At 35.1% G+C, this 25,175-nt stretch carries 27 protein-coding genes; 22 read left to right on the plus strand and 5 right to left on the minus strand.

Annotation, left to right across the window (positions count from 1 at the left end):
- Window positions 1-5 precede the first annotated feature (5 nt).
- The 13 genes from hisA (at window position 6) to LS70_RS04895 (ending at window position 10,531) form a co-directional block, all read left to right on the plus strand.
- Complete coding sequence (gene hisA / locus LS70_RS04835; protein WP_034290154.1) at window positions 6-716, plus strand: 1-(5-phosphoribosyl)-5-[(5-phosphoribosylamino)methylideneamino]imidazole-4-carboxamide isomerase; 711 nt, start codon at window positions 6-8, stop codon at window positions 714-716.
- Between the two features lie 117 nt (window positions 717-833).
- On the plus strand, window positions 834-1,208 hold the full coding sequence (locus LS70_RS04840) for a chemotaxis response regulator CheY (RefSeq protein ID WP_034290152.1): 375 nt from the start codon (window positions 834-836) through the stop codon (window positions 1,206-1,208).
- Window positions 1,209-1,210: 2 nt separating this feature from the next.
- The gene (gene prmA, locus LS70_RS04845; protein WP_034290150.1) at window positions 1,211-2,047 is read left to right on the plus strand and encodes a 50S ribosomal protein L11 methyltransferase; all 837 of its coding nucleotides are present in this window, start codon (window positions 1,211-1,213) and stop codon (window positions 2,045-2,047) included.
- Between the two features lie 9 nt (window positions 2,048-2,056).
- A complete protein-coding gene (ftsH, locus tag LS70_RS04850) occupies window positions 2,057-3,982 on the plus strand; it encodes an ATP-dependent zinc metalloprotease FtsH (protein ID WP_034290148.1) in 1,926 nt (641 codons plus the stop codon).
- Window positions 3,983-3,991: 9 nt separating this feature from the next.
- The gene (locus LS70_RS04855; protein WP_034290146.1) at window positions 3,992-4,621 is read left to right on the plus strand and encodes a hypothetical protein; all 630 of its coding nucleotides are present in this window, start codon (window positions 3,992-3,994) and stop codon (window positions 4,619-4,621) included.
- On the plus strand, window positions 4,621-5,349 hold the full coding sequence (gene pssA / locus LS70_RS04860; protein ID WP_034290144.1) for a CDP-diacylglycerol--serine O-phosphatidyltransferase: 729 nt from the start codon (window positions 4,621-4,623) through the stop codon (window positions 5,347-5,349). Before LS70_RS04855 ends, pssA begins: the two co-directional genes overlap by 1 nt.
- Before the next feature lie 124 nt (window positions 5,350-5,473).
- The gene (locus LS70_RS04865) at window positions 5,474-6,997 is read left to right on the plus strand and encodes a 2-isopropylmalate synthase (protein WP_034290142.1); all 1,524 of its coding nucleotides are present in this window, start codon (window positions 5,474-5,476) and stop codon (window positions 6,995-6,997) included.
- A 153-nt stretch (window positions 6,998-7,150) separates the two neighbouring features.
- On the plus strand, window positions 7,151-7,468 hold the full coding sequence (gene secG / locus LS70_RS04870) for a preprotein translocase subunit SecG (protein WP_034290140.1): 318 nt from the start codon (window positions 7,151-7,153) through the stop codon (window positions 7,466-7,468).
- 9 nt (window positions 7,469-7,477) lie between these two features.
- Window positions 7,478-8,038: a ribosome recycling factor gene (gene frr / locus LS70_RS04875; RefSeq protein WP_034290138.1), complete on the plus strand. Its 561-nt coding sequence runs from the start codon at window positions 7,478-7,480 to the stop codon at window positions 8,036-8,038.
- Window positions 8,039-8,051: 13 nt separating this feature from the next.
- The gene (gene pyrE, locus LS70_RS04880; protein ID WP_034290136.1) at window positions 8,052-8,663 is read left to right on the plus strand and encodes an orotate phosphoribosyltransferase; all 612 of its coding nucleotides are present in this window, start codon (window positions 8,052-8,054) and stop codon (window positions 8,661-8,663) included.
- Window positions 8,664-8,671: 8 nt separating this feature from the next.
- Window positions 8,672-9,232 (plus strand): RDD family protein, encoded by a 561-nt coding sequence (locus LS70_RS04885; protein WP_081949803.1) that lies wholly within the window; start codon window positions 8,672-8,674, stop codon window positions 9,230-9,232.
- A gap of 65 nt (window positions 9,233-9,297) precedes the next feature.
- Entirely contained in the window at window positions 9,298-9,981 is a 684-nt protein-coding gene (locus LS70_RS04890; protein ID WP_034290135.1) for a F0F1 ATP synthase subunit A, read from the plus strand.
- Window positions 9,965-10,531 (plus strand): thiamine phosphate synthase, encoded by a 567-nt coding sequence (locus tag LS70_RS04895; RefSeq protein WP_034290133.1) that lies wholly within the window; start codon window positions 9,965-9,967, stop codon window positions 10,529-10,531. Before LS70_RS04890 ends, LS70_RS04895 begins: the two co-directional genes overlap by 17 nt.
- Here the strand turns inward: LS70_RS04895 and LS70_RS04900 are convergent.
- From LS70_RS04900 to LS70_RS04915, 4 genes are all read right to left on the minus strand, one after another.
- A complete protein-coding gene (locus tag LS70_RS04900) occupies window positions 10,528-10,734 on the minus strand; it encodes a hypothetical protein (RefSeq protein ID WP_034290131.1) in 207 nt (68 codons plus the stop codon). The two genes, LS70_RS04895 and LS70_RS04900, sit on opposite strands and share 4 nt — an antisense overlap.
- 10 nt (window positions 10,735-10,744) lie before the next feature.
- On the minus strand, window positions 10,745-11,980 hold the full coding sequence (locus tag LS70_RS04905) for a malic enzyme-like NAD(P)-binding protein (RefSeq protein WP_034290129.1): 1,236 nt from the start codon (window positions 11,978-11,980) through the stop codon (window positions 10,745-10,747).
- A gap of 97 nt (window positions 11,981-12,077) precedes the next feature.
- On the minus strand, window positions 12,078-14,072 hold the full coding sequence (locus tag LS70_RS04910) for a hypothetical protein (protein WP_034290128.1): 1,995 nt from the start codon (window positions 14,070-14,072) through the stop codon (window positions 12,078-12,080).
- A 12-nt stretch (window positions 14,073-14,084) separates the two neighbouring features.
- Window positions 14,085-14,390 (minus strand): hypothetical protein, encoded by a 306-nt coding sequence (locus LS70_RS04915; protein WP_138109364.1) that lies wholly within the window; start codon window positions 14,388-14,390, stop codon window positions 14,085-14,087.
- A 105-nt stretch (window positions 14,391-14,495) separates the two neighbouring features.
- Here LS70_RS04915 and ileS point away from each other — a divergent pair, with 105 nt between their 5' ends.
- Genes ileS through LS70_RS04925 form a run of 3 tightly spaced genes read left to right on the plus strand, consistent with a single transcriptional unit; the run spans window position 14,496 to window position 18,244 of the window.
- The gene (gene ileS, locus LS70_RS04920) at window positions 14,496-17,282 is read left to right on the plus strand and encodes an isoleucine--tRNA ligase (protein ID WP_034290122.1); all 2,787 of its coding nucleotides are present in this window, start codon (window positions 14,496-14,498) and stop codon (window positions 17,280-17,282) included.
- Window positions 17,283-17,411 carry a hypothetical protein gene (locus tag LS70_RS10310; protein WP_268902944.1) on the plus strand — a complete coding sequence of 43 codons (129 nt, stop codon included), beginning with the start codon at window positions 17,283-17,285 and terminating at the stop codon, window positions 17,409-17,411.
- Window positions 17,412-17,413: 2 nt separating this feature from the next.
- Entirely contained in the window at window positions 17,414-18,244 is an 831-nt protein-coding gene (locus tag LS70_RS04925) for an FkbM family methyltransferase (protein ID WP_034290120.1), read from the plus strand.
- A gap of 126 nt (window positions 18,245-18,370) precedes the next feature.
- Here LS70_RS04925 and metK read toward each other — a convergent pair whose 3' ends face one another.
- Window positions 18,371-19,531, minus strand: a complete 1,161-nt coding sequence (gene metK, locus LS70_RS04930; protein WP_034290118.1) for a methionine adenosyltransferase — start codon at window positions 19,529-19,531, stop codon at window positions 18,371-18,373.
- Between the two features lie 141 nt (window positions 19,532-19,672).
- Between metK and LS70_RS04935 the strand changes: the two genes are divergently transcribed.
- From LS70_RS04935 to LS70_RS04960, 6 genes are all read left to right on the plus strand, one after another.
- Window positions 19,673-20,269 (plus strand): peroxiredoxin, encoded by a 597-nt coding sequence (locus LS70_RS04935; protein WP_034290116.1) that lies wholly within the window; start codon window positions 19,673-19,675, stop codon window positions 20,267-20,269.
- A 102-nt stretch (window positions 20,270-20,371) separates the two neighbouring features.
- Window positions 20,372-21,493, plus strand: a complete 1,122-nt coding sequence (locus tag LS70_RS04940; RefSeq protein ID WP_034290114.1) for a sugar transporter — start codon at window positions 20,372-20,374, stop codon at window positions 21,491-21,493.
- A 180-nt stretch (window positions 21,494-21,673) separates the two neighbouring features.
- Entirely contained in the window at window positions 21,674-23,122 is a 1,449-nt protein-coding gene (locus tag LS70_RS04945; RefSeq protein WP_034290112.1) for a M23 family metallopeptidase, read from the plus strand.
- A 9-nt stretch (window positions 23,123-23,131) separates the two neighbouring features.
- A complete protein-coding gene (locus LS70_RS04950; protein ID WP_034290110.1) occupies window positions 23,132-23,749 on the plus strand; it encodes a septum site-determining protein MinC in 618 nt (205 codons plus the stop codon).
- Window positions 23,746-24,633 carry a UDP-3-O-acyl-N-acetylglucosamine deacetylase gene (gene lpxC, locus LS70_RS04955; RefSeq protein WP_034290108.1) on the plus strand — a complete coding sequence of 296 codons (888 nt, stop codon included), beginning with the start codon at window positions 23,746-23,748 and terminating at the stop codon, window positions 24,631-24,633. Before LS70_RS04950 ends, lpxC begins: the two co-directional genes overlap by 4 nt.
- Window positions 24,608-25,114: a hypothetical protein gene (locus tag LS70_RS04960; RefSeq protein ID WP_236096441.1), complete on the plus strand. Its 507-nt coding sequence runs from the start codon at window positions 24,608-24,610 to the stop codon at window positions 25,112-25,114. Before lpxC ends, LS70_RS04960 begins: the two co-directional genes overlap by 26 nt.
- Window positions 25,115-25,175 lie beyond the last annotated feature (61 nt).

The raw sequence follows: 25,175 nt of genomic DNA on the forward strand, positions 1-25,175 counted from the left end.
GAGATATGCAGATTATTCCAGCAATTGATTTAAAAGAAGGTTGCGCAGTGCGTCTTAGTCAAGGTTTGATGGAGAGTGCAAAGGTTTATGCAGAGAATCCTTTGGAATTAGCAAAGCATTTTGAAGAGATTGGAGCAAAGTATTTGCATATTGTGGATTTAGATGGTGCATTTGCAGGAGAGCCAAAAAATCGTGCAGTGATTGCGCAAATTTGCAAAGAATCTAAGCTTAAAATTGAAGTTGGAGGTGGAATCCGCAATGAAGAGACGATTCAGCATTATGAAGATTTAGGAGTTGAGCGTGTAATTTTGGGTTCTATTGCTTTGAAGAATCCTGACTTTGCATTAAAAATGGCAGAAAAATATGCAATTGTGATTGGAATTGATGCAAAAGACGGAAAAGTCGCAACAGAAGGTTGGGCTAAGAGTGGAAATGTTTTAGCATGGGAGTTTGCAGAGCTTTTTAAAGGAAGCAAAGTCAAAGCGATTATTTGCACAGATATTGCACGCGATGGAATGTTAAATGGTTTAAATATTGATTTTACAAAAAAAATTCAAGAAAAAAGTGCAATTTTTACAATCGCAAGTGGCGGATTATCAAGCCTGCAAGACTTTGCAGGGTTAGAAAATGCGGGTATTAATGGTGTAATTGTGGGTAAAGCTTTTTATGAAGGTAAGATTAACTTGCAAGAAATTTTTAGGAAATTTGAAGATTAGCACACATAAATCTATGGAATTTTATTTTTTTCTATAAGAAATTGTGTTATTATACTTAGTTATTTTTTCTAAATAGAGTTTTATTAATTAGAAGTTTTAATTTTTAAGGAGTTAGCTTTGAAAATGGTTGTTGTTGATGATAGCTCTACAATGCGTAGAATTATCAAGAATACCTTGGCAAGACTTGGTTATGAAGATATTTTAGAAGGCGAAAATGGTGTTGAGGGTTGGGAGAAAATGAATGCTAATCCTGATGTTAAAGTTCTGATTACAGATTGGAATATGCCTGAAATGAATGGTTTAGATTTGGTTAAAAAAGTGCGTGCTGATGAGCGTTTCAAAGATATCCCCATTATTATGGTTACGACAGAGGGTGGAAAAGCTGAAGTTATCACTGCATTAAAAGCTGGAGTTAATAACTATATTGTTAAGCCTTTTACTCCTCAAGTTTTAAAAGAAAAATTAGAAGTTGTTTTGGGCGTAAATGACTAAAAATGAAGCCTTGTTATCATTGCCTAAGAGTCGAAGCAAAGAATTATATATGGTTATTGCAAGATAAAGCCCTTGAAATAACTGGTGAGGCAATTGAAGAGATTGAAAAGGGATTCCTTATTCGCACCGAAGAATCCGAAGAATATATAGAATCTTTAAAAGCGCAATTAAAGTCATATGCTAAGGAAGTTGAAACAATCTTTGGCGAAGAAGTTAGATTAGAATTAAGCGTAAGTGTTTGTGCAAATGAAGATTGGATTGCTAAATATCGTAGCTCTATTGCTCCTATTGAATGTGGAAAATATTATATTCATCCTTCTTGGCATGTAGAAAAAGCAGATAAAATTGATATTGTTATAGACCCTGCACTTGCTTTTGGGAGCGGACATCACGAAAGCACTTTTGGCTGTTTAAAGACGCTAAATACGTTGGAGCTTAAAGATAAAAAAGTTTTAGATGTAGGTTGTGGAAGTGGAATTTTAAGCATTTGTGCAAAAAAGAGTGGCGCAGTAGTGTGGGCTTGTGATACAGATGAAGTTGCTGTGAATTCTACAAAGGAAAATATGCAAAAAAACAATGTGATTTTAGACAAAATTTTCTTAGGTTCTTTAAATACGATTCCTCAAGAAAAAGAATCTTTTGATATAGTGATAGCAAATCTTTTAGCTGATATTATTTTAGCACTTCCTTTGCAAGATTTTGTAAAAGTGAGCGGGTATTTGATTTTATCAGGAATTTTAGAGAAATATCTCTCAAAAGTTCTTGCTAAATTCAAAAATTTTAAGGTTATATCACAAGAAACCAATACAGAGTGGGTAACTTTAGCGTTACAAAAATAAAGGATACTTATGCAAAGACCAAACAATAATAATCAAAATTCTCAAGATAAGAAACCAAATGGGTTTTTTAATCAAAATCCACTTTTGGTATTTGTGATTTTTGCAATCGTTGCTATTGTAGTATTTAAAATGATGTCTCCAAATAGTGAGGTGAGCAAACTAAGCGGTGCAAACACAACGCGAACGATTAATTATTACGAACTAAAAAAACTTATTGAAAATAAACAAGTAGATTTTGTAGCAATTGGACAGACAAATATTAAGGCAACTTCAGAAAGTGGTGAGAGTAAAATTGTTTATAATGCACAACGTGTAAGCCCAGATAATACACTTATTCCTTTGCTTGATGAAAAAGGTGTGGAATATACAGGATATAGCGAGAATAATTGGCTGAGTGATATGCTTTTTGGCTGGGTGTTGCCTGTGTTTATTTTCTTTGCAATCTGGATGTTTTTGGCAAGCCGTATGCAAAAAAATATGGGGAATGGAATCTTAGGGATTGGAAGCTCTAAACGTCTAGTTAATGCAGAAAAACCAAATGTTAAGTTTGAGGATATGGCGGGTAACTCTGAAGCTAAAGATGAAGTTGTAGAGGTTGTAGATTTTTTGAAAAATCCAGAACGCTATGCAAAGCTTGGTGCTAAGATTCCAAAAGGTGTGCTTTTAGTAGGACCTCCAGGGACTGGAAAAACACTTTTAGCAAAAGCAGTTGCAGGGGAAGCAGATGTGCCTTTCTTTTCTGTAAGCGGTAGTAGTTTTATTGAAATGTTTGTGGGTGTTGGTGCTAGTCGTGTGCGTGATTTGTTTGAAAATGCTAAAAAGGGAGCTCCTAGCATTATTTTTATTGATGAGATTGATGCGATTGGAAAAAGTCGTGCAGCAGGCGGAATGATAAGCGGGAATGATGAAAGAGAGCAAACACTTAATCAGCTCTTAGCAGAGATGGATGGATTTAGCTCTGATGCTTCTCCAGTGATTGTTTTAGCAGCGACAAATCGTCCAGAGGTGCTTGACCCTGCGCTTTTAAGACCGGGTAGATTTGATAGACAAGTGCTTGTAGATAAGCCAGATTTTGAAGGGCGTGTAGAGATTTTAAAAGTGCATATTAAAAATATTAAATTAGCGCGTAATGTTGATTTATTTGAAGTGGCGAAATTAACAGCTGGGCTTGCGGGAGCAGATTTAGCAAATATTGTCAATGAAGCAGCACTTCTTGCTGGACGTAATAATAAAAAAGAAGTTGAACAAAGTGATTTTTTAGAAGCAGTAGAGCGAGGAATTGCAGGATTAGAGAAAAAATCACGTAGAATCTCTCCTAAAGAAAAGAAAATTGTTGCATACCATGAAAGCGGACATGCGCTGATTGCAGAGATTACAAAAGGGGCAAAAAAAGTTACAAAAGTTTCTATTATACCGCGTGGTTTAGCAGCACTTGGTTATACGTTAAATACGCCAGAAGAGAATAAATATTTAATGCAAAAGCATGAATTATTAGCAGAAGTAGATGTTTTATTAGGGGGTAGAGCCGCAGAAGCAGTTTTTATTGGAGAAATATCAACAGGTGCTAGTAATGACTTAGAACGCGCAACAGATATTATTAAAGCAATGGTAAGCTACTATGGAATGACGGACGTTGCAGGATTAATGGTGCTTGAAAAACAGCGCAATGTATTCTTAAATGGTGGATTAGGTAGCACAAGGGAATACAGCGAGGAAATGGCTCAAAAAATGGACGAACACATTAAAACTATCCTTAATGAGCGTTTTGAAGCAGTTAAAACTTCTTTGGAAACTTATAGAGAGGCGATTGAAAATATTGTCAAAGAATTGTTTGAAAAAGAAAATATTGATGGTGAAAAAGTGCGTGAGATTATCAGAAATTATGAAGAGGAGCATAATATGGAATCGCGTCTTGTAACTGAGGAAGAAGCCTAAGGAGAGAGTATGAAAACAACCACAGAACTTATTGCAAGAGAGGGATGGAAGCCTATTATTGTTGCATTGCTTGGATTTTTGCTCGCAGGATTGTTGGGTTGGAATTTTCTTGCTTTTGTATTTCTTGTGTTGTTTGTATGTGTAGTTTATTTTTATCGTAATTTAGAGCGTATTCCAGAAGATATTGCTAATGATTGCGTGCTTGCACCTTTAGATGGAGTGATTAAGAATATTGAAAATAAAGAAGGCGGAATTTATTTGAGTATTAAAAAGCCAATTTGTTTTAGTGGAATGTTAAGAATGCCAATAGCTAAACTTGGTAAAGCTGGGGAAGCTATGAAGTTAGAACATATTTATGGGTTAAAAAATGGGGATAGCATAAATGGCGAACATGTGAAAATTGCTTTTAAACGTGAAAGTGATGATGAAGAAACATTAGATTTGGTGCTTTATCCAAAGAATTTTTCGCAAATTACTCTGTATTTTTGGGATTTAGATTTTAAATTAGGTGAGCGTTTAGGATTCTTTTTAAGTGGTAATGCAGTGCTCAAAATGCCTTTAAAGTCTGAATTAAAAGTGAATATTGGAGATAAAATTTATGCAGGACAAACATTGCTTGCAAAATTTGAAGGACAATAATGCGCATTGACCCGCTTTATATTTTGCCAAATCTTTTCACGGGAGCTAGCATTTACCTTGGAATCTTAGCGATTTCTTATGCATTTATGGGACGTTTTTGGATTGCTTGTTGGTTAGTTTTGGTGAGTTTGATTTTTGATGGGCTTGATGGGCGCGTTGCAAGATTGACTGGAACAACAAGTAAGTTTGGTGTGGAATTTGATTCTTTGGCAGATGTGGTTGCATTTGGTGTTGCACCGGCGATGATTTTATTTTTTTACACAGGATTCCATTATGGAAAATTTGGTGTTGTTGTTGCAGGATTGTATGTTGTTTTTGGGGCAATCCGTTTAGCGCGCTTTAATGTTACGACAACCAACAATGAGCCAAATGTTTTTATCGGACTTCCTATTCCAGCAGCAGCTGTGTTTATTATTAGTTGGTTATTATTTGAGATGTATTTAAGTAGAATCTATCCGCAATATTCCTCCGCAATTTTGCTGTTTTTGATGATTGCAAGTCTTGTTGTATCGCTTTTAATGGTAAGCAATATTCGTTATCCTAGCTTTAAAAAAATCAATTTAGAGAAATTGAGTTTTAGTAAGATTATTGTAATACTAATGCTAGTTTTGGCAATTTTGTTTATTTATCCAATTTTTACTATCGTTACATTAATCACACTTTATGTGTGTTTTGGTCCAATTCGTGCGGTATATTATTTATTTGCAAGACGCTTTAGTAAGGATTAAAATGCGAATGCGATTTAGTTTTTATTGCTGTGTGTTTAAAAATCTCTTAACACTTTCTTTGCTCTCGCCTCTGGATTTGTAGTTTTGTAGGCTTTTTTATAATATAAACTTTAAGGATAACAATATGGAAATGATTAAGATTTTTGATACAACTTTAAGAGATGGTGAGCAAAGCCCCGGTGCTTCTATGAATACAGAAGAAAAAATCAAATTAGCTTTGCAATTAGAACGTTTGGGCGTTGATGTTATGGAAGCTGGTTTTGCCGCAGCAAGCCCGGGAGATTTTGAAGCAATTAGCAGAATCTCAGAAGCAGTCAGCAAAACTACAATTTGCTCGCTTGCAAGGGCTGTTCCAAAAGATATTGAACAAGCTGCAAAAGCTTTAGAGAAGGCAAAACAAAAGCGTATCCATACATTTATTGCTACAAGCCCAATTCACATGGAATTTAAGCTCAAAATGCAGCCTAATGAAGTGATTAAACGCGCAGTAGAAGCAGTGAGTTTGGCAAAAAGTTTGTGCGAAGATGTTGAGTTTAGTTGCGAAGATGCGTGTAGAAGTGATATAGGGTTTTTAAAAGAAGTTGCGCTTGCTGTTATTGAAGCAGGAGCTAAAACATTAAATTTACCGGATACAGTGGGTTATCGCTTGCCACAAGAGCTTGGATATATCATCAAAGAATTAAAAGAATGTGTGAAGGATTCTGCAATTTTATCAGTGCATTGCCATAATGACTTAGGCTTAGCTGTTGCAAATTCCTTAGCTGGAATCCAAAATGGCGCAAGGCAGCTAGAATGCACAATTAATGGATTAGGAGAAAGGGCAGGAAATACTGCACTAGAAGAAGTGGTTATGATTTTAAAAACGCGTAAAGATATTTTTGGTGATTTAGAGACGCGCATTAATACCAAAGAAATTTATGCTTCAAGTAAGCTTGTTGCTGATATTACTGGAATCCGCCCACAGCCAAATAAAGCAATTGTAGGTAAAAATGCTTTTGCGCATGAGAGTGGAATCCATCAAGATGGTATGCTTAAAAACCGCGAAACTTATGAAATTATGTCGGCAAATGATATTGGGATTCCGCAAGATAATGGATTGGTGCTTGGTAAGCATAGTGGTAGAGCTGCGTTTAAAGATAAGTTGAGCAGTTTAGGCTTTGATAATTTAACACAAGAAGAACTTGATAGCGCATTTGAGAAGTTTAAAGTGTTATGCGATAAGAAAAAAGAAGTGTATGATGAGGATATTCGCTCTATCCTAACAGCAGAATCTACCAAGATTCCACAGATTTTTGAATTGCTTGCTATGCAAATTAGTAGTGATTCTAATGGTGTGCCTTATGCAGCAATTTCTATTAAGCGTGATAGCTCAAGCAAAATTGATGCGGCTATTGGTAATGGAAGTGTAGATGCGATTTTGAAAACTATTGATAGAATTAGTGGATATAATGGAATCTTAAAAGATTATAAAGTGGAAGCTGTAAGTGAAGGCAAAGATGCTTTGGCAAAGGTGGTTGTCAAGGTGGAATTTGAGTCAGATAAACCTGCATTTATTGGGCATGGGTTACATTTAGACACTTTACAAGCAACAGCAAAGGCGTATATTGGTGCGTTAAATAGCTATTTATCAATGCGTCAATTTGTCTAGTAAAAGTTTGATTGATTAGCTTGTTGTTAAGTTGCTGAAGTTTGTCAATAGGCTTTAGTGAATTGCTTGTTTTGCGTGATTTTTAATCTTTTATTATATAAGTTTGGATAAAATTACGCAATTTTTATTTTCAAAATTTAAAGGTTTTTAAGAATGAGCGGAATTTTGTTGGTTTTGCAGTTTGTATTTGCGATTTTAATTACAATTGTTGTAATGATGCAAAAAAGTTCAAGTATGGGGCTTGGTGCTTATAGCGGCAGTAATGAGAGTTTGTTTGGCGCAAAAGGTCCAGCAGGGTTTTTAGCTAAACTTACTTTTGGGCTTGGATTGCTCTTTGTGTTAAATACAATCGCGCTTGGGTATCTTTATACACAAGACGCAAAGCGTTCTATTGTCGATGGAGCAAATATTCCGGAGTCTTCTGTTGTTCCAGCTGTTCCGGTAGCTCCTGACAATACAGAATCCAAATAAAGGAATCCTATGGAATTACAAGCAGTTTATGCGCATGCAAAAGAAACAATGGATAAGAGCATTGAAGCGATGAAAAAGGAATTTGGAACTTTGCGTAGTGGTAAAGTTTCTGTTTCTATTTTAGACCATATTCGTATTGATTATTACGATACGCCAACCCCGCTAAATCAAGTCGGTTCAGTCATAGCACAAGATGCTAGCACGATTGTGGTAACTCCTTGGGAAAAGAACCTCCTAAAAGATATTGAAAGAGCAATTCAAGAGGCAAATATTGGCGTAAATCCAAACAATGATGGAGAAACAATTAAGCTATTTTTTCCTCCAATGACAAGTGAGCAGAGAAAAGAAATCGCAAAAGAGGCAAAAAATATTGGTGAAAAAGCTAAAGTTGCAATTCGTAATATTCGTAAAGATGCAAATGATAAGATTAAAAAGCTTGAAAAAGACAAAGCAATTAGTGAAGATGAGTCTAAAAAAGGGCAAGATGAGATTCAAAAATTTACCGATAATGCAACAAAGAAAATTGATGAGCTAGTTAAGCATAAAGAGGAAGATTTGTTAAAAATCTAAATAAGGGGTTATTATGGATATTGCACAAGTTTATAAAGATGCAAATGCGTTTTTAGAAGGACATTTTTTATTAAGTAGCGGAAAACATTCTGCTTTTTATCTGCAATCCGCAAAAGTGCTTGAAAATCCAAAAGTTGCAGAATTGTTGGCTATATCTCTTGCAAAGCAAGTTAGGGCAGCAAAGGTTGAGGTAGATTGCGTTTGTTCTCCAGCGCTTGGAGGAATCTTAGCTGGATATGAGTTGGCACGAGCACTTGGAGTGCGTTTTATTTTTACAGAGCGTGTAGAAGGTGTGATGACATTAAGGCGAGGTTTTGAAGTAAAACCAAAAGAAAAAATTTTAATTTGCGAAGATATTATTACTACGGGTGGTTCTGCTATGGAATCTGCAAAAGTCGTGCAAAATCTAGGAGCAAAAATTGTTGGTTTTGCAGCATTGGCAAATCGTGGAATCTGTAATCGTTTCAATGTTTTAAGAAATATAGAAACACCAGAATGCAAACTTGATGATAGTTTGCCTTTGTTTGCTTTAGAAGATTTTGTTTTTGAAACATATAATCCACAAAATTGTCCTTTGTGTAAGCAAGGCACAAAAGCAATTAAACCCGGAAGTCGCGGCAATTAGGAAAGGCAGTGCGTTGGAGAAAAGTTAAACAAGGTAAGGAATATAGCTCTAAAAAAGCAAATGTCCAAGAAAAAGATTCCAAAGAAAAAACTCTAAATTTGGAATCGCAAACTCTAAAACATCTCCCACAAAAATTACTTTCAGAACTTGAGCAAAGCGATTCTAAAGCTTTGTTTCATGCAGGATTTCTTGAGCGTGGCAAAGCACAAGTTATTGATACTTTTATGATTTATATGCCGCTTTTGTATGTTTTAACCTATGGTGTAATAGGTAGTGCGCAAGAGTTTCGTGATTCTTCTTGGGCGCCTTTTGCTGGTGTTTTGATTTATGGAAGTATTGTCGCATTACTTTTAGCACTAAAAGGGCAGACGCCCGGTAAAAAAGCATATGATTTGTGGGTTGTGCGTGAAAATGGAAAAAAGGTAACATTTATTTTTGCACTCTTGCGTTTTTTTGGATTTTTACTTTCTGGCACAAGTATTGTTGGAATCTTGCTTCCATTATGGCGTAAAGACAGAAAAGCGTTACATGATATTTTATTCAAAACAATTGTGCTAAGAAAAGGTTAATTATTAATTAAATTTACTTTTGGCATAATTATTAACTTTTAAATCAATGTAAAGGGAGTCTTTAGATGGATGGACGATTATTTACCTTTTTTGGACTAATTAGTCATGACCACGATTTTATTATCGCAATTCATACTGTTTTAGTTGCAGTTATTGCAATTATTTTAGCAAGAGCGGCAACTTCAAAGCTTCAAGTTGTTCCCGGAACTATGCAAAATATTTTTGAAGCATTTTTGGGTGGCGTGATTTTTATGGCAAAAGATGTTATTGGTGAAGAAAAAGCACGCAAATATTTGCCTCTAACAGCAACGATTGCAATCTTTGTATTTTTAGCAAATATGATTGGAATCATACCGGGCTTTGAAGCTCCTTCATCTAGTCTTAGTTTTACATTGACTCTTGCATTGGTTGTGTTTGTGTTTTATAATTTTGAAGGGATTCGCACTTTTGGTGTTGTAAAATATTTTGCACATTTTGCAGGTCCTATTAAGCCTTTAGCTCCTTTGATGTTCCCCATTGAGATTATCTCACATTGTTCAAGATTAGTTTCTCTTTCATTCCGTCTTTTTGGAAATATTAAAGGCGATGATATGTTTTTGCTTGTAATGTTGATGTTAGCTCCTTGGGTTGCACCACTCCCAGCATTTTTACTCCTTACATTTATGGCGTTTTTACAAGCTTTTATTTTTATGATTCTAACTTATGTATTCCTAGCAGGAGCAGTTTTAGAAAGTGAGGAAGCCCATTAAGGCTTACCTTATCACTGCTCCTTTTCTTTATCCTAGCTCTCCTTTAGAATTCCGTAAATTTTATCAAAATATTTTGCAGAAGTATAAATTAGATTTCGCTGCATATCGCGATAAAACAATGCAGTTTGATTTGCGTTTAATAGAAATTTTTTTAGAGTTAAATGATGCTTTTGGGGTTGTAAGTTTATTAAATACAGATTTTACATTGGCGTGTAAGTTTGGATTTGATGGTGTGCATTGTAATAGTATGCAGCTTGATAAAATTCCAGAATATAAAAAGCAATTGCAATATGTTTTTTATAGTGCGCATGATATGCAAAGTTTAGAAAAAGCAGATAAAAATGGTGCTAATGGCATTACAATTAGCCCTATTTTTAAAACCCCAAATAAAGGAAATCCTTTGGGGGTTGATTTTCTAAAACGCATTAATCCAAAGGATTATCAAGCGGAGATTTTTGCGCTTGGTGGAATCATTTCTAACGATGAGATTTCAGCATTAAAACAAACACAAATTCAAAATTTTGCTTCAATTCGCTATTTTTTGCATTAAAGTCCTTCAATAACAAAGCGATTATCTTTTAAAACAATAGGATAGATTGTGCGTGTGGAGAGTTCTACTAAAAAGCACTCATCTCCATTTTCAAGCTCATATCTCTCCGTAGGATAGATGTTTAAACGGCGTTTGACTTCATCTAAATCTTCGCAAAGCGCGCTAAAGCCAAACATTACAAGTTTATAGGCAAATTCTTCCATATTCTTACCTTTAAGATTCTAGGCTTTTAATGCGTGCTACTCCGCTATCAATTGCAGCTTGGGCAACAGCATTAGAGATAAACTCTTTAAGGCGCGTATCAAAAGGACTAGGGATAATATAATCCTTGCCAAATTCAAATTTTCTCTTATGGATTTTTTCTAATTTTTCTTTCAAAGCATTAGGAATCGGCTCTCTAGCAACAGCAGCAAGTGCGTGAGCGCAAGCTAACTTCATTTCTTCGTTGATACATCTTGCGCGCGCTTTTAATGCACCTTTAAAAACATAAGGGAATCCTAAAACATTATTGATTTGGTTGGGATGATCGCTTCTGCCTGTTGCGATAATCGCATCTGGGCGTGCTTCTTTTACAATTTGTGGGTCAATTTCTGGAATCGGATTGCTCATTGCAAAAATCATAGGACTAGGATTCATTCCTTCAATATCTTTAGCACTCAAAATATCCCCACGAGATAATCCAAGCACGACATCCGCGCCTTCTAGTGCTTCTTTATAAGAATCAATTTCATAAGGAATCGCAAAATCTTTTTTGAATCCATTTAAATCTTTGCGAGACGCACTAATAGCACCTTTGCTATCAAACATAATAATATTCTTTGCACCTAAATTTTTAGCCATTTTAGCACAAGCAATGGCTGCGCCCCCAGCACCTAAGACAACAACTTTTAAATCCTCCGCTTTTTTGTTGGTGATTTTTAGTCCATTGATAATTCCAGTGGTTGAAATAATGGCTGTTCCGTGTTGGTCATCGTGCATAATAGGAATATTAAGAATCTCTTTAAGGCGTGATTCTATATAGAAACACTCTGGAGCTTTAATATCTTCTAGGTTAATCCCTCCAAAAGTCGGTGCAATGGAGCGCACAATATCAATGAATTTATCGGGGTCTGTTTCATCAACTTCAATATCAAACGCATTAATATCTGCAAATTTTTTAAATAATGCTGCTTTTCCCTCCATAACAGGCTTTCCTGCAAGTGCGCCAATATTGCCAAGCCCTAAAACCGCAGTGCCATTAGAGATAACGGCGACAAGATTCCCTTTAGCCGTGTATTCATAAGCTGTATGTGGGTCGCGCTGAATCTCTTTGCAAGGCACAGCAACACCGGGAGAATAAGCAAGGGATAAATCATGTTCATTGTCTAGTTTTGTGCGCGCAATAACTTCAATTTTGCCACCTTGATGATAAGGTAGAGAGTCGGGGTAAGTTTGCTTTAAATCTTCCATATGAAGCCTTAAGAGAGTAAAAATTTCAACGCATTTAAACGAAATTAATATAAAGATAAAATGAATTTAGCTTTAAAAAAGATTAAATTTTGTGGATTTATTTTATTCTAATGAATTTAGGATTTTGGATTGAGCCTTCCAAACTTATATTATGTAGAGATTTATCGCATTTTAAGATGAGATTTCCCTCTAACATTTGAGTGTTTAAATCTGTAATAATTTTAGGGGCTTGAATTTGTATAATTTTGGAATCCTTATTTGGTGCTATGGGATTTTGCAAAGAAATTTTACTCTGAAATGTGTTGTTTGTTTGAAGTTGATTATAGAAATATCCGTTAAATGTAGCATTGCTTAAATTTTTGCAATGCGCAGTATGGATTTTTTTTAAAAGTGTGCTATTGCGTAATTTTAATGTAATGAAATCAAGATTAATGTGTTGAGTTTGTTGGGTAAAATCATGTTGAATATGAAGATTTGAACGCCCATTAATAGCGTTTGTAAGAAAAGAAGGAATTTTGGGAAAAATTGTGTAGATTTGTTCTGTGGTGAGATTATCCAAAGATAAGTTTAAATGATTTTGATTAAGCATAAGGCTTGTTTTGGATTCTTTATTGCCTTGCGTGATTGTGCCATTTAGCTCTAAAGAATCTTGTGTTGCGATTCCATTTAGCAAGAGTGAGCCATTTAGCAAAGTTTTATTATGATAGGACAGGTTTTGAAGTTTATTAACATTGATGGTTTGTGGGAGGTTTAGTTGGAAGGGTTTTAATGCGATACTTCCTCCTTGGCTTTCAAAACTTATAACATTGGAATCCAAAGCATAGTCTAGCACGCCTTGCCCTTGTGCAAGTTCCATTTTGGAATCTAAGCTAAATGCGGTAGAAGGAAAGCCAATTTTTATATGGGTTTCAAGTAAAGGGCTGTTGATGAAAAGATTTTTTCCTTGTATCTGTGCGACACCCGATATTCCTCTTGTGAAGTCTCGTAGTAAAACTTTAAGTGTTAAAGCACCATTGAGATATGCAGGTTGATTTAAAAGTTTTAAAAGCGCCATTGCTTGAAGATTTTGGCTATTTAGTTCAAAAGTATGAGGTTTTAAATTTTGTAGGCTTAAGCGAAAGTCAAGAGGGGAATTTTCAAGCGTGATTCCACCTTGAATTAACATATTTTTCACATCCCCTCTTGCTGTCCCTTTAGCTAGAAAGCTCCCATTTAAAGGAATCTTGAAAAAAGGAGAAAGAGGGGATAGGCTTTGTAATTTGACACTAAAGTCTGTGTTTGTAGAGAGGGATTGGATATTTGTTGTGCCCCCTAGAAGTATATCCCCAATATTAGAATAGAGATTAAAATTATATTCTAGCGTGTTTTGGTGAATCATTCCTTGAAGTTGAGCAAGAAAATGAGTGGGAGAGATATTAAGATTAAAGGTTTTTAAAAAGACGTTGGAATCTAAATCTCCTCCATCAATATTTAGCACAATATTTCCATCAAAGGTATTTTGCGCGTCTGATAAATGACGATTAAGTTGTAAATCAAGATTTAAAATTCCATCTCCGTATGGAGGTTCGTCAAGCATCTCAAGGGCTTTTGCAAGACTTGCTTCTTTGGTGGTGAGAGTAAAACTTTGTGGTTTTAGATAAGAAAAAGTTACGCTTAAATCACTTCTTGCTTGTAAAATATTGCTATTAGCTTGGATGAAATAGTTAGAAAATTCCCCAGAAAATGTGCCTTCAATCCACACATTGTTTTCGATATTTAAGACTTTTAAATATTTATTAAGTGGAAGCGTGAAGCCTTTAGAATTTAATAAAAAATCACCCTTTAGGTTTTGCGTTAAAAGAGAATAATTCCCTTTTGCAAAGAGTTCTAAATTCTGTTCTTGCGCACAAAAATCTAAACTAAAGGTATTTGGAGTGAGTTTAAAACTTCTAACTTCCCAAATAATGCCTGTTTGGGATTCTAATGCTTTAGATAAAGAATTTGCAATAAAAGTATTCCCCAAAGGTGAGAATACAAGCAATGAAACTCCGACACATAAAATGAGAAATCCAAAAATACTTAAAGCGATTTTGGATTTTAGTAAGATTTTCATTATACGTGTATGTTATAAGCCTTGACAGCGTTTTTTGCACTGCTCAGCAATTGGTGTATTTTTTCCATGCCTTGCATTACAATCTTGCAAACAACCCTTTGTTTTAACTGCTTCACACATTCCGCGCACTTTTTCACATTCATCAAGACACCTTGCTTGTCCTTTACCATCTTTGCGACATTTAAGAAGGCAATCACGTTTGGTATCATCACAATTTGAGCTTTTATAAAGAAAAGCTTTATCATCACCCCCCTGACCACAAGCACTTAAAAAGCCAAGAATACAAACAAAATTCAATAAAAATAATAATTTTTTCATAAGAGGGAGTTTAATAAAAAAATGGTTCAAAAGAACTTAAAATAATGCTGTTTTAAAAGAAATCAAGGTAAAATCTATCCCCTATTGTCAAAATAAAGGAATTTTATGGATTATAAAGATACTCTTGCTCTACCTTCTACAAACTTTCCTATGCGTGGAAATTTGCCACAAAATGAACCAAAAACTTACTCAAAATGGAAAGAAGATGCTATCTATGCGAAGATGCTAAAAAAACGTCAAAAAGTAACAGCCGCTTTTAATCTCCATGATGGTCCCCCTTATGCAAATGGGCGCATTCATATCGGGCATGCGTTAAATAAAATTCTAAAAGATATGATTGTGAAATACCACTATTTTCAAGGTAAAAAAGTCTTTTATACACCGGGTTGGGATTGCCATGGGTTACCGATTGAACAGCAAGTAGAAAAGAAAATTGGTAAAGAAAAAAAGGATTCTTTGCCTAAAACAAAAATTAGAGAGCTTTGCAGAAAGCATGCACAAGAGTTTGTAGAAATCCAAAAAGATGGATTTTTAGGACTTGGGATTTGGGGAGATTTTGAAAATCCTTATAAAACAATGGATTTTGCGTTTGAAGCAGAGATTTATAAAGCACTTTGTGAGGTTGCAAAAAAAGGTTTATTAAAAGAACGCAGTAAGCCTGTGTATTGGAGCTGGGCTTGTCAAACTGCATTAGCAGAAGCTGAAGTGGAATATGCAGAAAAGGAAAGTGATTCTATTTTTGTTGCTTTTAATCTACAAGACGATGCGTTAAATGCGCTTAATGCTAAAGAATATGGAATCACAAAAGCACAATGTGTGATTTGGACGACAACACCTTGGACATTGCCTGCAAATAGTGGAATCGCATTAAATCCTAATGAAAAATACGCATTGACAAAAGATGGCAAAATCGTGCTTGCTTCACAAGTAGAAAAGCTTGCCGAAATTGGAGTTGTAGAGAATGGAATCTTAAAGACGTTTGACGCAAGACTTTTAGAAAATAAATATGCTATCAATCCGCTAAATGGCAAGGATTCTAAAATTATTTTAGGCGAACATGTCGCAGTGGGTGAGGGGAGCGGTTGCGTGCATACAGCACCCGGACATGGTGAAGATGATTATTTTATAGGTTTGAAATACGATTTGCCTGTGCATATGCCTGTTGATGATAGAGGTCGTTTTGATACAACGCTAATTAAAGAGCAGTTGTTATTTAATCCTGATGAGTTTATAGGAAAATTTGTTTTTGATACGCATACAAGAATTTTTGAGCTTTTAGGGGAGAATCTTTTAAGACACACTAAGATTAAACACTCTTATCCGCATTGTTGGCGCTCACACGAGCCTATTATTTTTAGAGCTACAGCACAATGGTTTATTATGATGGACGAACCTTTTGGAAATAGCGGTAAGACTTTGCGTCAAATTGCATTAGAGCAGATTGATGCAACGCAGTTTTATCCAGAACATGGACGCCGCCGGATTCGTTCAATGATTGAAGAGCGTCCTGATTGGTGCATTTCAAGGCAAAGGGATTGGGGAGTGCCGATTGCGTTTTTTAAAGATAAGCGCAATGGAGAAGTTTTGCTAGATTCTGAAGTTTTAGATTTTATCGCAGAAATTTTTGCAAAAGAGGGTTGTGATGCTTGGTGGAGCAAAAGTGTGGAGGAATTGTTACCACCAAAATATAAAACACAAAGCAAGCATTTAGAAAAAGTGCATCATATTTTAGATGTTTGGTTTGATAGCGGAAGCACTTGGAAAGCGGTGTTGAATAACACAAAATATGAAAGTGGTGGCTATCCTGCGGATTTGTATTTAGAGGGTAGCGACCAACATAGGGGTTGGTTTCATAGTTCCTTGCTTGTAAGTTGTGTGCTTAATGAATGCGCTCCTTATAAGAGTATTTTGACGCACGGCTTTACAATGGATGAAAATGGTGAGAAAATGAGCAAATCTAAGGGTAATGTGATTTTGCCTGAAAAGATTTTAAAAGATTTTGGGAGTGAAATTTTGCGTCTTTGGGTTGCACAAAGTGATTATCAAAATGACCAAAGAATTTCAGAAAATATTTTAAAACAAGTCAGTGATAATTATCGCAAAATCCGCAATACAATCCGCTTTTTGCTAGCAAATGTGGAATCGCTAGACTCTTTAGAAGTTGGACATTTTTCACAAATTGATTTATGGATTTTGAAATGTGCAAAAGAGTGTTTTACTAATGTTAATCAATTATTTGAAGAATATGAGTTTTCTAAAGGTTTGCAAGAATTAAATTATTTTTTAAATGTGGAATTAAGTGGAATCTATTTGGATTTATGTAAGGATAATTTGTATTGCAATGCACGCGATTCTTTAGAGCGTAAAGCTGCACAAAGCGTAATGGCTTTGATTTGCGGGAGATTGTTTGGGCTTTTAGCTCCGATTCTTACTTATACGATTAATGAAGCTTTGGGTTATGTGCAAAGTAAAGCATTGCTAGAATGCTGTGGAATCGTAAATACAGAAAGCTATGATGTGTTGGATTTGGTTTTTGAGCCTTTGCCAAATTTTGATGCACCAAGTTTTGATTTTGAAGTTTTGCTTGCATTGCGTTCTAGCTTTTTAGAGCAAATTGATACTTTAAAAAAGGAATCTAAAATCAAATCCACACTTGAAGTTGATCTCGGGATTCCATCTTCTATGGAAGCTTTTAAGGAATTAAATCTTTGGTTAATGGTGAGTGCTATCAAAAAAGAAAGTGGAGAAAATGCTCTTGCTAGTTTTACTTTTAATGGAGAAAATTATAATATTTATCCTGCAAATGGGCATAAATGCCCACGTTGTTGGCAGTTTATCAGTCAGCAAGACAATGAGCCTTGTTCGCGCTGTGCAAAGGCTTTAGGAGTTTAAATGTTTGAAGGATTTTTTGACTTCACGCAACCTGTTGGACTTGATGAAACCTTAGTAAGTATTTTTGTCGTGGTATTTGCGATGTGGCTTGGGTTTGCCATATTAAAATTTCTAAAAAATAAGAGGTAAAAATGCAAGAGGATGTAATAACTTTGGATTTAAAAGAAGAAGGCGTGCGATATAAAATGTATTTACCCTTTAAAGAAACAGATTATATTCAAAGAATTGTCTATCAAAGTAAAGCTCCTTATGAATATGATATGCTTCAAACTATGCTTACAAGGATTCCAAAGGGTTCTTTGGTGCTTGATGTGGGAATGAATATTGCAAACCATTCTTTATTTTTTGCTGCAAATGGTTTAAGAGTTATTGCTTTTGAAGCAAATCCAAAAATGAGTGCGATTGCAAAAGAGAGTATTAAACTTAATGGGTTTGAAAAAATGATTAAAGTGTATGAAATGGGTGTGTCAAATCGTGAAGAGATGGCGTATTTTGCAACAGAGATTCCGCATAATTTTGGCGCAATGTCCCTAACACAAGGTAATACTGCTGGGGGGGGGATTATTTGTAAGCCATTAGATAGTTTAAAGATTAAAGAAAAAGTTGTTGCAATGAAGATTGATGTAGAAGGAATGGAACATAAGGTGTTAGATGGTGCACGCAAATTGATTGCTAAAAATCGTCCTATTATTTATGCAGAAGCAAATTTTGTGCAGGATTTTGTCAAAGTAGAGCGTATGCTAGAAAGTATGGAATATGTGTGTTGGGATACTTTTGGATACTCGCCAACACATTTATTTTTACCATTAGAATCTGTAAGTGAGAAGCAAATCGCGGCAAAAAATGCGGCAAAGCTTGCTATATTGCAATTACATCATAGTGCATATAAACAAGAATCTTTTACAAATTCTGCATTTGATACAATTTATAAAGAGATTATTACTATAAAACAGAAATCTTGATGTTTTAGGAAGCTAGAAAGTCTATGATAAGGCGTGTTCTGCTGTTAAGAAACTTTATGCGTTATATGTTTAGACTATGAAAGAAAAATCTAAAAGCCAGAGATTCCAATCTCTAGCAGTGAAGATTTATTTAAGATTGAAGTAGTCTTTAATTGCTTCTACTTTATCTGTTTTCTCCCATGTAAATTCTGGTAATTCGCGTCCAAAATGTCCATAACTTGCAGTTTTTTGATAGATTGGGCGAAGCAAATCTAGGGATTCTATAATCCCACGTGGAGTTAAGCGGAAAATTTGCTTCACGCATTCTTCAATTTTAGAATCTTCAAATTTGCCTGTGCCATGTGTATTTACGAGGATTGAAACAGGCTCAACCACACCGATTGCATACGCAATTTGAATTGTTGCTTTATCACAGATTCCGCTTGCTACAAGGTTTTTAGCGACATAGCGCATTGCATACGCTCCGCTTCTATCTACTTTACTAGGGTCTTTTCCGCTAAACGCACCACCACCATGTGGGCAACTTCCGCCATAAGTATCTACGATGATTTTACGTCCTGTCAGTCCCGCATCTCCTTGTGGTCCGCCGATAACAAATTTACCTGTAGGATTCACAAAATAGCGGATATTATCGTTTGCAAATTCTTTTGGTAATACCTTTTTAACCACTTCTTCAATAACTGCGCTTCTTAATGTGTTTTGGGAAGTTTCTGGGTTGTGTTGTGTAGAAACAACGATTGTATCAATGCCAACAGGCTTGCCATTAGCGTATTTAATTGTAACTTGTGATTTACCATCAGGGCGTAAAAAAGGTAAAGTGCCGTCTTTTCTCGCACGTGCCAAACCTTCTGTGATTCTGTGGGAGAGGTAAATTGGTAAAGGCATTAGCACATCAGTTTCGCGGCAAGCATAGCCAAACATAAGTCCTTGGTCTCCCGCACCAATCTCACCATCTTCTCTATCTACGCCTTGATTAATATCTGGACTTTGCTCACCCACGCCATTAAGCACACCTGCACTATGATAATCAAAGCCATATCTTGCATCAATATAGCCAATCTCACGCACAACGCGTCTTGCAATATCTTGCATGGGAGCATAAGTGTGAGTTTTTAGCTCACCCGCAATCACACAATAGCCATTAGAAAGCAATGTCTCACATGCTACCCTCGCTTTAGGGTCGCGCTCTATAATGTAGTCTAAAATCGCATCACTGATTTGGTCTGCCATTTTATCCGGGTGTCCTTCAGTTACAGATTCAGAAGTGAAAAGAAACTCTTTTTGCATAAATTCACCTTGTATTTTAAAGTATTTTGAAATTCTACCCTAGATAAACTTAAAAGTTTTAATTTTACATTTATATTTTATGCGTTATTATTCTTTAATTGATATTTTTTATCAATAAATTATTTTTATAAAGGATTAAGAATGTTAGTAACAAAAAAAGCTCCAAATTTTAAGGCTAAAGCGGTTTTGGCAAATAATCAAATTGTTGATGATTTTGAACTTTCAAGAAATTTAGGAAGAAATGGTGCAGTTTTATTCTTTTGGCCATTAGATTTCACATTTGTTTGCCCATCAGAAATTATTGCAATGGACCACAGAGTAAAAGATTTTGAAGCAAAAGGTTTTAATGTCATTGGTGTATCTATTGATTCTGATGTTGTGCATTTTGCTTGGAAAAACACTCCAGTAAATCAGGGTGGAATCGGAAATGTGCAATTCCCTATGGTTGCGGATTTAAATAAGCAAATTTCAAGAGATTATGATGTTCTCTTTAATGAATCTGTTGCGCTTCGTGGTTCGTTCTTGATTGACAAAAATCAAGTGATTCGCCATGCTGTGATTAATGATTTACCACTTGGGCGTAATATGGACGAAATGCTAAGAATGTGTGATGCACTAACATTCTTTGAAGAGCATGGAGAAGTTTGTCCAGCAGGTTGGAACAAAGGTGATAAAGGAATGAAAGCAACAACAGAAGGTGTTGCACAATATTTAGCACAAAACGCTGATAAATTATAATTTTTACGCAAGATTCTATTTTTTTAGAATCTTGCCTTTTAAATTTTTTCTTACAGAATCGTAGTATAATGTGCCCCTTATTTTTAGATTTTAAGGACGGCAATGCAAGCAGTTATTGCGATTAGCTTTGCAGCTTTTATTTTTAACACTTCAGAATTTATCCCCATTGGACTTTTAACACTTATTGCCACAGATTTTGGAATCACAGAAGCAAAGGCTGGATTTTTAATGAGCGTTTATGCGTGGGTGGTTGCACTTGCATCGTTACCTTTAATGCTTATGTGCTCACGTTTTGATTTAAGGCGACTTTTGCTTTTTGTCGTGGGACTTTTTATTTTAAGCCATATTTTTTCTGCTCTTGCAGAAAATTATTGGATGTTAATGATTTCAAGATTGGGAGTTGCTTGCGCACACGCTTTATTTTGGTCTATTGCTACTCCTATGGCAGTGCGTGCAGCACCAAAAGGCAAAGAGAGCGTGGCAATTAGCTTTGTGATTGTTGGGACCAGTATAGCTTTGCTTGCAGGGCTTCCTTTAGGACGTATGATAGGTTTATATTTTGGGTGGAGGATTAGTTTTTTAATCATTGGAATCGTAGCGTTTCTTGTCTTTTTGGTTTTGTTTAAAACTTTACCTAAAATGTCTAGCGGAGGGGCAATTTCTTTGCGTTCTTTGCCACAATTACTAAAAACACCAAAACTCTTAAGCGTCTATGGAATCACAATGTGCTTGATAACTGCGCATTTTATTGCATATAGTTATATCGAACCTTTTTTAGCACAAAATGCAAATTTTAGCAGAAATGGAATCACAGCAACACTTGTAGTTTTTGGTTCAATGGGAATTTTGGGAGGATATTTATTTTCAAAATACCATGATAAATATAAAGATATTTTCTTGACTTTTGCTATTTTTGGAGTTTTTATTGCGCTTTTAAGCTTAAAAATTTCAAGTTTTAATCCTTTGAGTATGGTATTTATTTGTGTGCTTTGGGGTTTATCTATCACAATGTTTGGGCTTGCTTTTCAAGCAAGAGTGCTACATTTAGTCCCTGTTGGCACTTCTGTTGCTATGTCTATTTTTTCTGGAATTTATAATGTTGGAATCGGAAGCGGTGCTTATATTGGTGGTCTTATTACAGAATATTTAAGCGTTGGAAGTGTTGGTTATTTTGGGGCATTTATAGCATTTTGTGTTTGTGTGTATTATAAAGGATTTAAGTAAAATCCCTGTGAGATTTTATAGATTAACTAATGTTAATAAGTAATAATATTATTGTAATATTGATGATTTATAACTTTTGTGATTAAAACTTTGTAAGTTGTTTGGTTAAAGTCAATTTTTTACCTCCAAATAAGCACTTTTTAGCTAGAATCACAGAAAAATATACTTAGAAGGAAAACAATGCAGAATTCTAATATGAGAAATGGTTTTGTGAAAATTTTAAGTTTAATTTTGATTGTTTTGCTAATTGGAGGAGGAATTTTCACTCTAACTTCTGATTCTTTTGAAAAAGAAGCACCACAAATTACAATCAAAGATAAAGCGACTTGGAATCTTAAAGATTCTTTTCCTATTGAGATTAGCGATAATGTTGCGATTAAAAGTTATAGTGTAGCACTCATCGATAATGGGCAAAAGATTCCACTTGATGCACAACAAATCAATACACAAGATGCGCAGTGTGTGGCAAAAAATGCAAATCTTTCTCCTTTGGCGCAAAACATTATTACACCCACTCCTATAAAGAGTTTTTGTATTGGAATCCAAAAGCCAGAAGAAGTGAAAAGTAATGCAAAGTCTATTATGCTTGAAGTGAGTGTAACGGATACAAGCAAATGGAATTTCTTTAAGGGAAATACAACAACACAACAATTCCATATTGCTATTGATTCTAAAAAACCACAAGTTAGTGTGATTGCAAACTCTTATAAAGTTACACAAGGTGGAAGCGCACTTGTGATTTTTAGTGCAATTGATGAGAATTTAGAGGATATTACAATCACAAATGGAAATTTAGAATTTAAAGCACAACCATTTTATAAAGACGGGTTTTATATTTCTTTAATTGCATGGTCAAAATTTCATGATAATTTCACTCCAAAAATTATTGCTAAAGATAGCGCGGGAAATGTAAGTATTGCTCCTATTGGCTATTTTCAACAAAAGAAACAATATAAGGATTCTACGATTCCACTTACAGATTCTTTTATTGATGGCAAGATTTCAGCTCTTGTAGAGGAGATTGGTGAGAGAAGTTTAGATGAATTTGAAAATAAAGTAGAAGTGTTTCGCTATATTAATGAGATTGTGCGTCAGCAGAGTTTTGATAGAATCTTTAAGGCTTCATCAACATTTGATGTAGAATCGCAAGTGGAAGATTTTGTGATTAAGCCTTTTTCTCCTTTAAGAAATGGGGCAGTTATGGCGAGCTTTGGGGATCACCGCACTTTTACCTATCAAGGAGAGAATGTGAGTGAGTCCAATCATATGGGGTTAGACTTAGCAAGCATCAAGCAAGCTCCTGTGATTTTGAATAATCCGGGTGTTGTAACACTTAATGAGTTTGTAGGAATTGATGGTAATAGTGTTGTGGTGTATCATGGGCTTGGGCTTTCCACATTGTATGCGCATTTAACGACTTCAAATGTTGATGTTGGCGATGTGTTGGATTCTAATAGTGTGATTGCAAACACAGGTAACACGGGATTAGCACTTGGAGACCATTTGCATTTTAGTGTATTAGTGCAAGGCTATGAAGTGTGGAATGCAGAGTGGATGGACGCAAATTGGATTAAACTTAATATTACTGGTGTGATTGCTGAAGCAAAGGAAATTATTGATAAAATTTAAGGGAATAAAATGGTAAAAACGAGGCAGAAGAATTTTCGCGCATTTATTTTTGTAGAGGGTGAAGCGCAAGAAACTATTGCTTACATTGATAAAAATTTAAGTTTTTTGCAGAGTCTTTTGCTAGTTTTTACTTATCCTTTAAACGGAGATTACACGCCTTTGTATGAGTATTTAGTTAATAAAAACTTAAACTTTATGCAGTCTGAAAATAAAGGAAGTTTGGGGCTAGATACCAAAGCGCAAAATGCTATAAATAGTGCTGAAATAAAACACCAAAATGCAGAATCTAAAAATGCAGAATCCCAAAATACAAATTTGCAAGAAAAAATAACTACATTAGTTTTGCACCGCACAATTCGTAGTGGAGAGGAGATTATCACAAAAGGAGATTTAACAATCTTTGGCAGAATCAATAGCGGTGCGCATATTCAAAGTGGTGGTAATGTGCAAATTTTTGGCAAAATTGATGGAAATGTGTTTTGTGATGGAGAATATATGATTTTAGGATATGTTGGGGAAGGAAATGTTTTATTACAAGGAGAAATCGTGGATAAAGAACTGATAAAGTATCCACGTAATAAAATTTATAAAAAACAAGATTCCATTGTTGTAGAGGAATTACAATGAAACAGCAAACCATAGCAAAAAAAGTAGAATTAGTCGGAATCGGGCTGCACAAAGGTGTTCCTGTGAAAATGATGCTTGAGCCATTAGATGAAAATTGTGGAATCCATTTTTATCGTAATGATGTGGGTGTTAGTATTCCCTTAAAACCAGAAAGTGTTGTGGATACGACAATGGCAACTGTGATTGCAAAAGATGGGCATAAAGTTTCTACGATTGAGCATTTGCTCTCTGCAATCCACGCCTATGGAATTGATAATCTTAAAATTACTCTTGATAATGAAGAAGTGCCAATTATGGACGGCAGCAGTATTGGGTATTGTATGCTTTTGGAAGAAGCTGGGATAATCAAGCAAAATGCAGCAAAAAAGATTCTAAAAATTAAAGCACCTATTGAAGTTAAAGATAGTGATAAGTTTGTGCGCTTTGAGCCAAATGAACATTGTGTCTTTGATTTTTCGATACATTTTCCTCACCCAGCAATTGGCACACAGAAATATAAGTTTAATTTCTCTACGAAAAATTATAAAGAAGAAATTGCGCGTGCTAGAACTTTTGGTTTTTTAAGTGAAGTGCAGTATTTGCGCTCTATCGGGCTTGCGCTTGGCGGGTCTTTAGAAAACGCGATTGTGCTTGATGAATCTAGCATTTTAAATAAAGATGGTCTGCGCTATAAAGAAGAGTTTGTGCGCCATAAGATTTTAGATGCTATAGGCGATATGGCTTTGCTTGGGATTCCACTTCTTGGAGCATACGTATCTTATGCTGGAAGCCATAAACTTAATCATTTGCTAACTAAAAAACTCTTTGAAGATAGCAATGCGTATGAGATTTTAGAGAGTGAAGAGGCGCAACAAGTCTATGAATACGCCTTGCAAAATGCATAAAATTTTAATTTTGCCAAATGTTGCAGGAAAGCCAACTTTAGTTGGTGTATATGATGAATCTCTTGTTTTGCGTTTAGAGTGTAGTATCACGCTTCCTATTAGCGATGGTTTAGTGCCTAAATTTATGGAACTACAAAAACAAGGGATAGAATTTGATACTCTATATTTTGTGCGTGGTCCAGGGAGTTTTATGGCGTTAAAATTAATTTATCTTTTTGCTAAAACTTTAGAAATTGCAAAAGGGATTAAGCTTTATGCAGCACATGCTTTTCATTTTAACAAAAGCACTCCTATTAAAGCTTATGGAAATTGCTATTTTGTGCGAGAAGATAATGTGGAAGTGGAGAATAACACATATGGAATCGCAATTAAAAATTATGATACGCTTCCTAAACTTGAGCCTTTTTCTCTGCCTGAAGTTTTAGATACAAGTTTGTTTGATACAAATTTAAAACCTTTATATTTATTACCTCCTGTTTAAGGCGTAATGATGAATACTGCAAATTTTCCCCATAATTGTTTGATTGATACAAATACACAAA

The sequence above is a fragment of the Helicobacter sp. MIT 11-5569 genome (assembly GCF_000765695.2).
Taxonomy (GTDB): Bacteria; Campylobacterota; Campylobacteria; order Campylobacterales; family Helicobacteraceae; genus Helicobacter_D.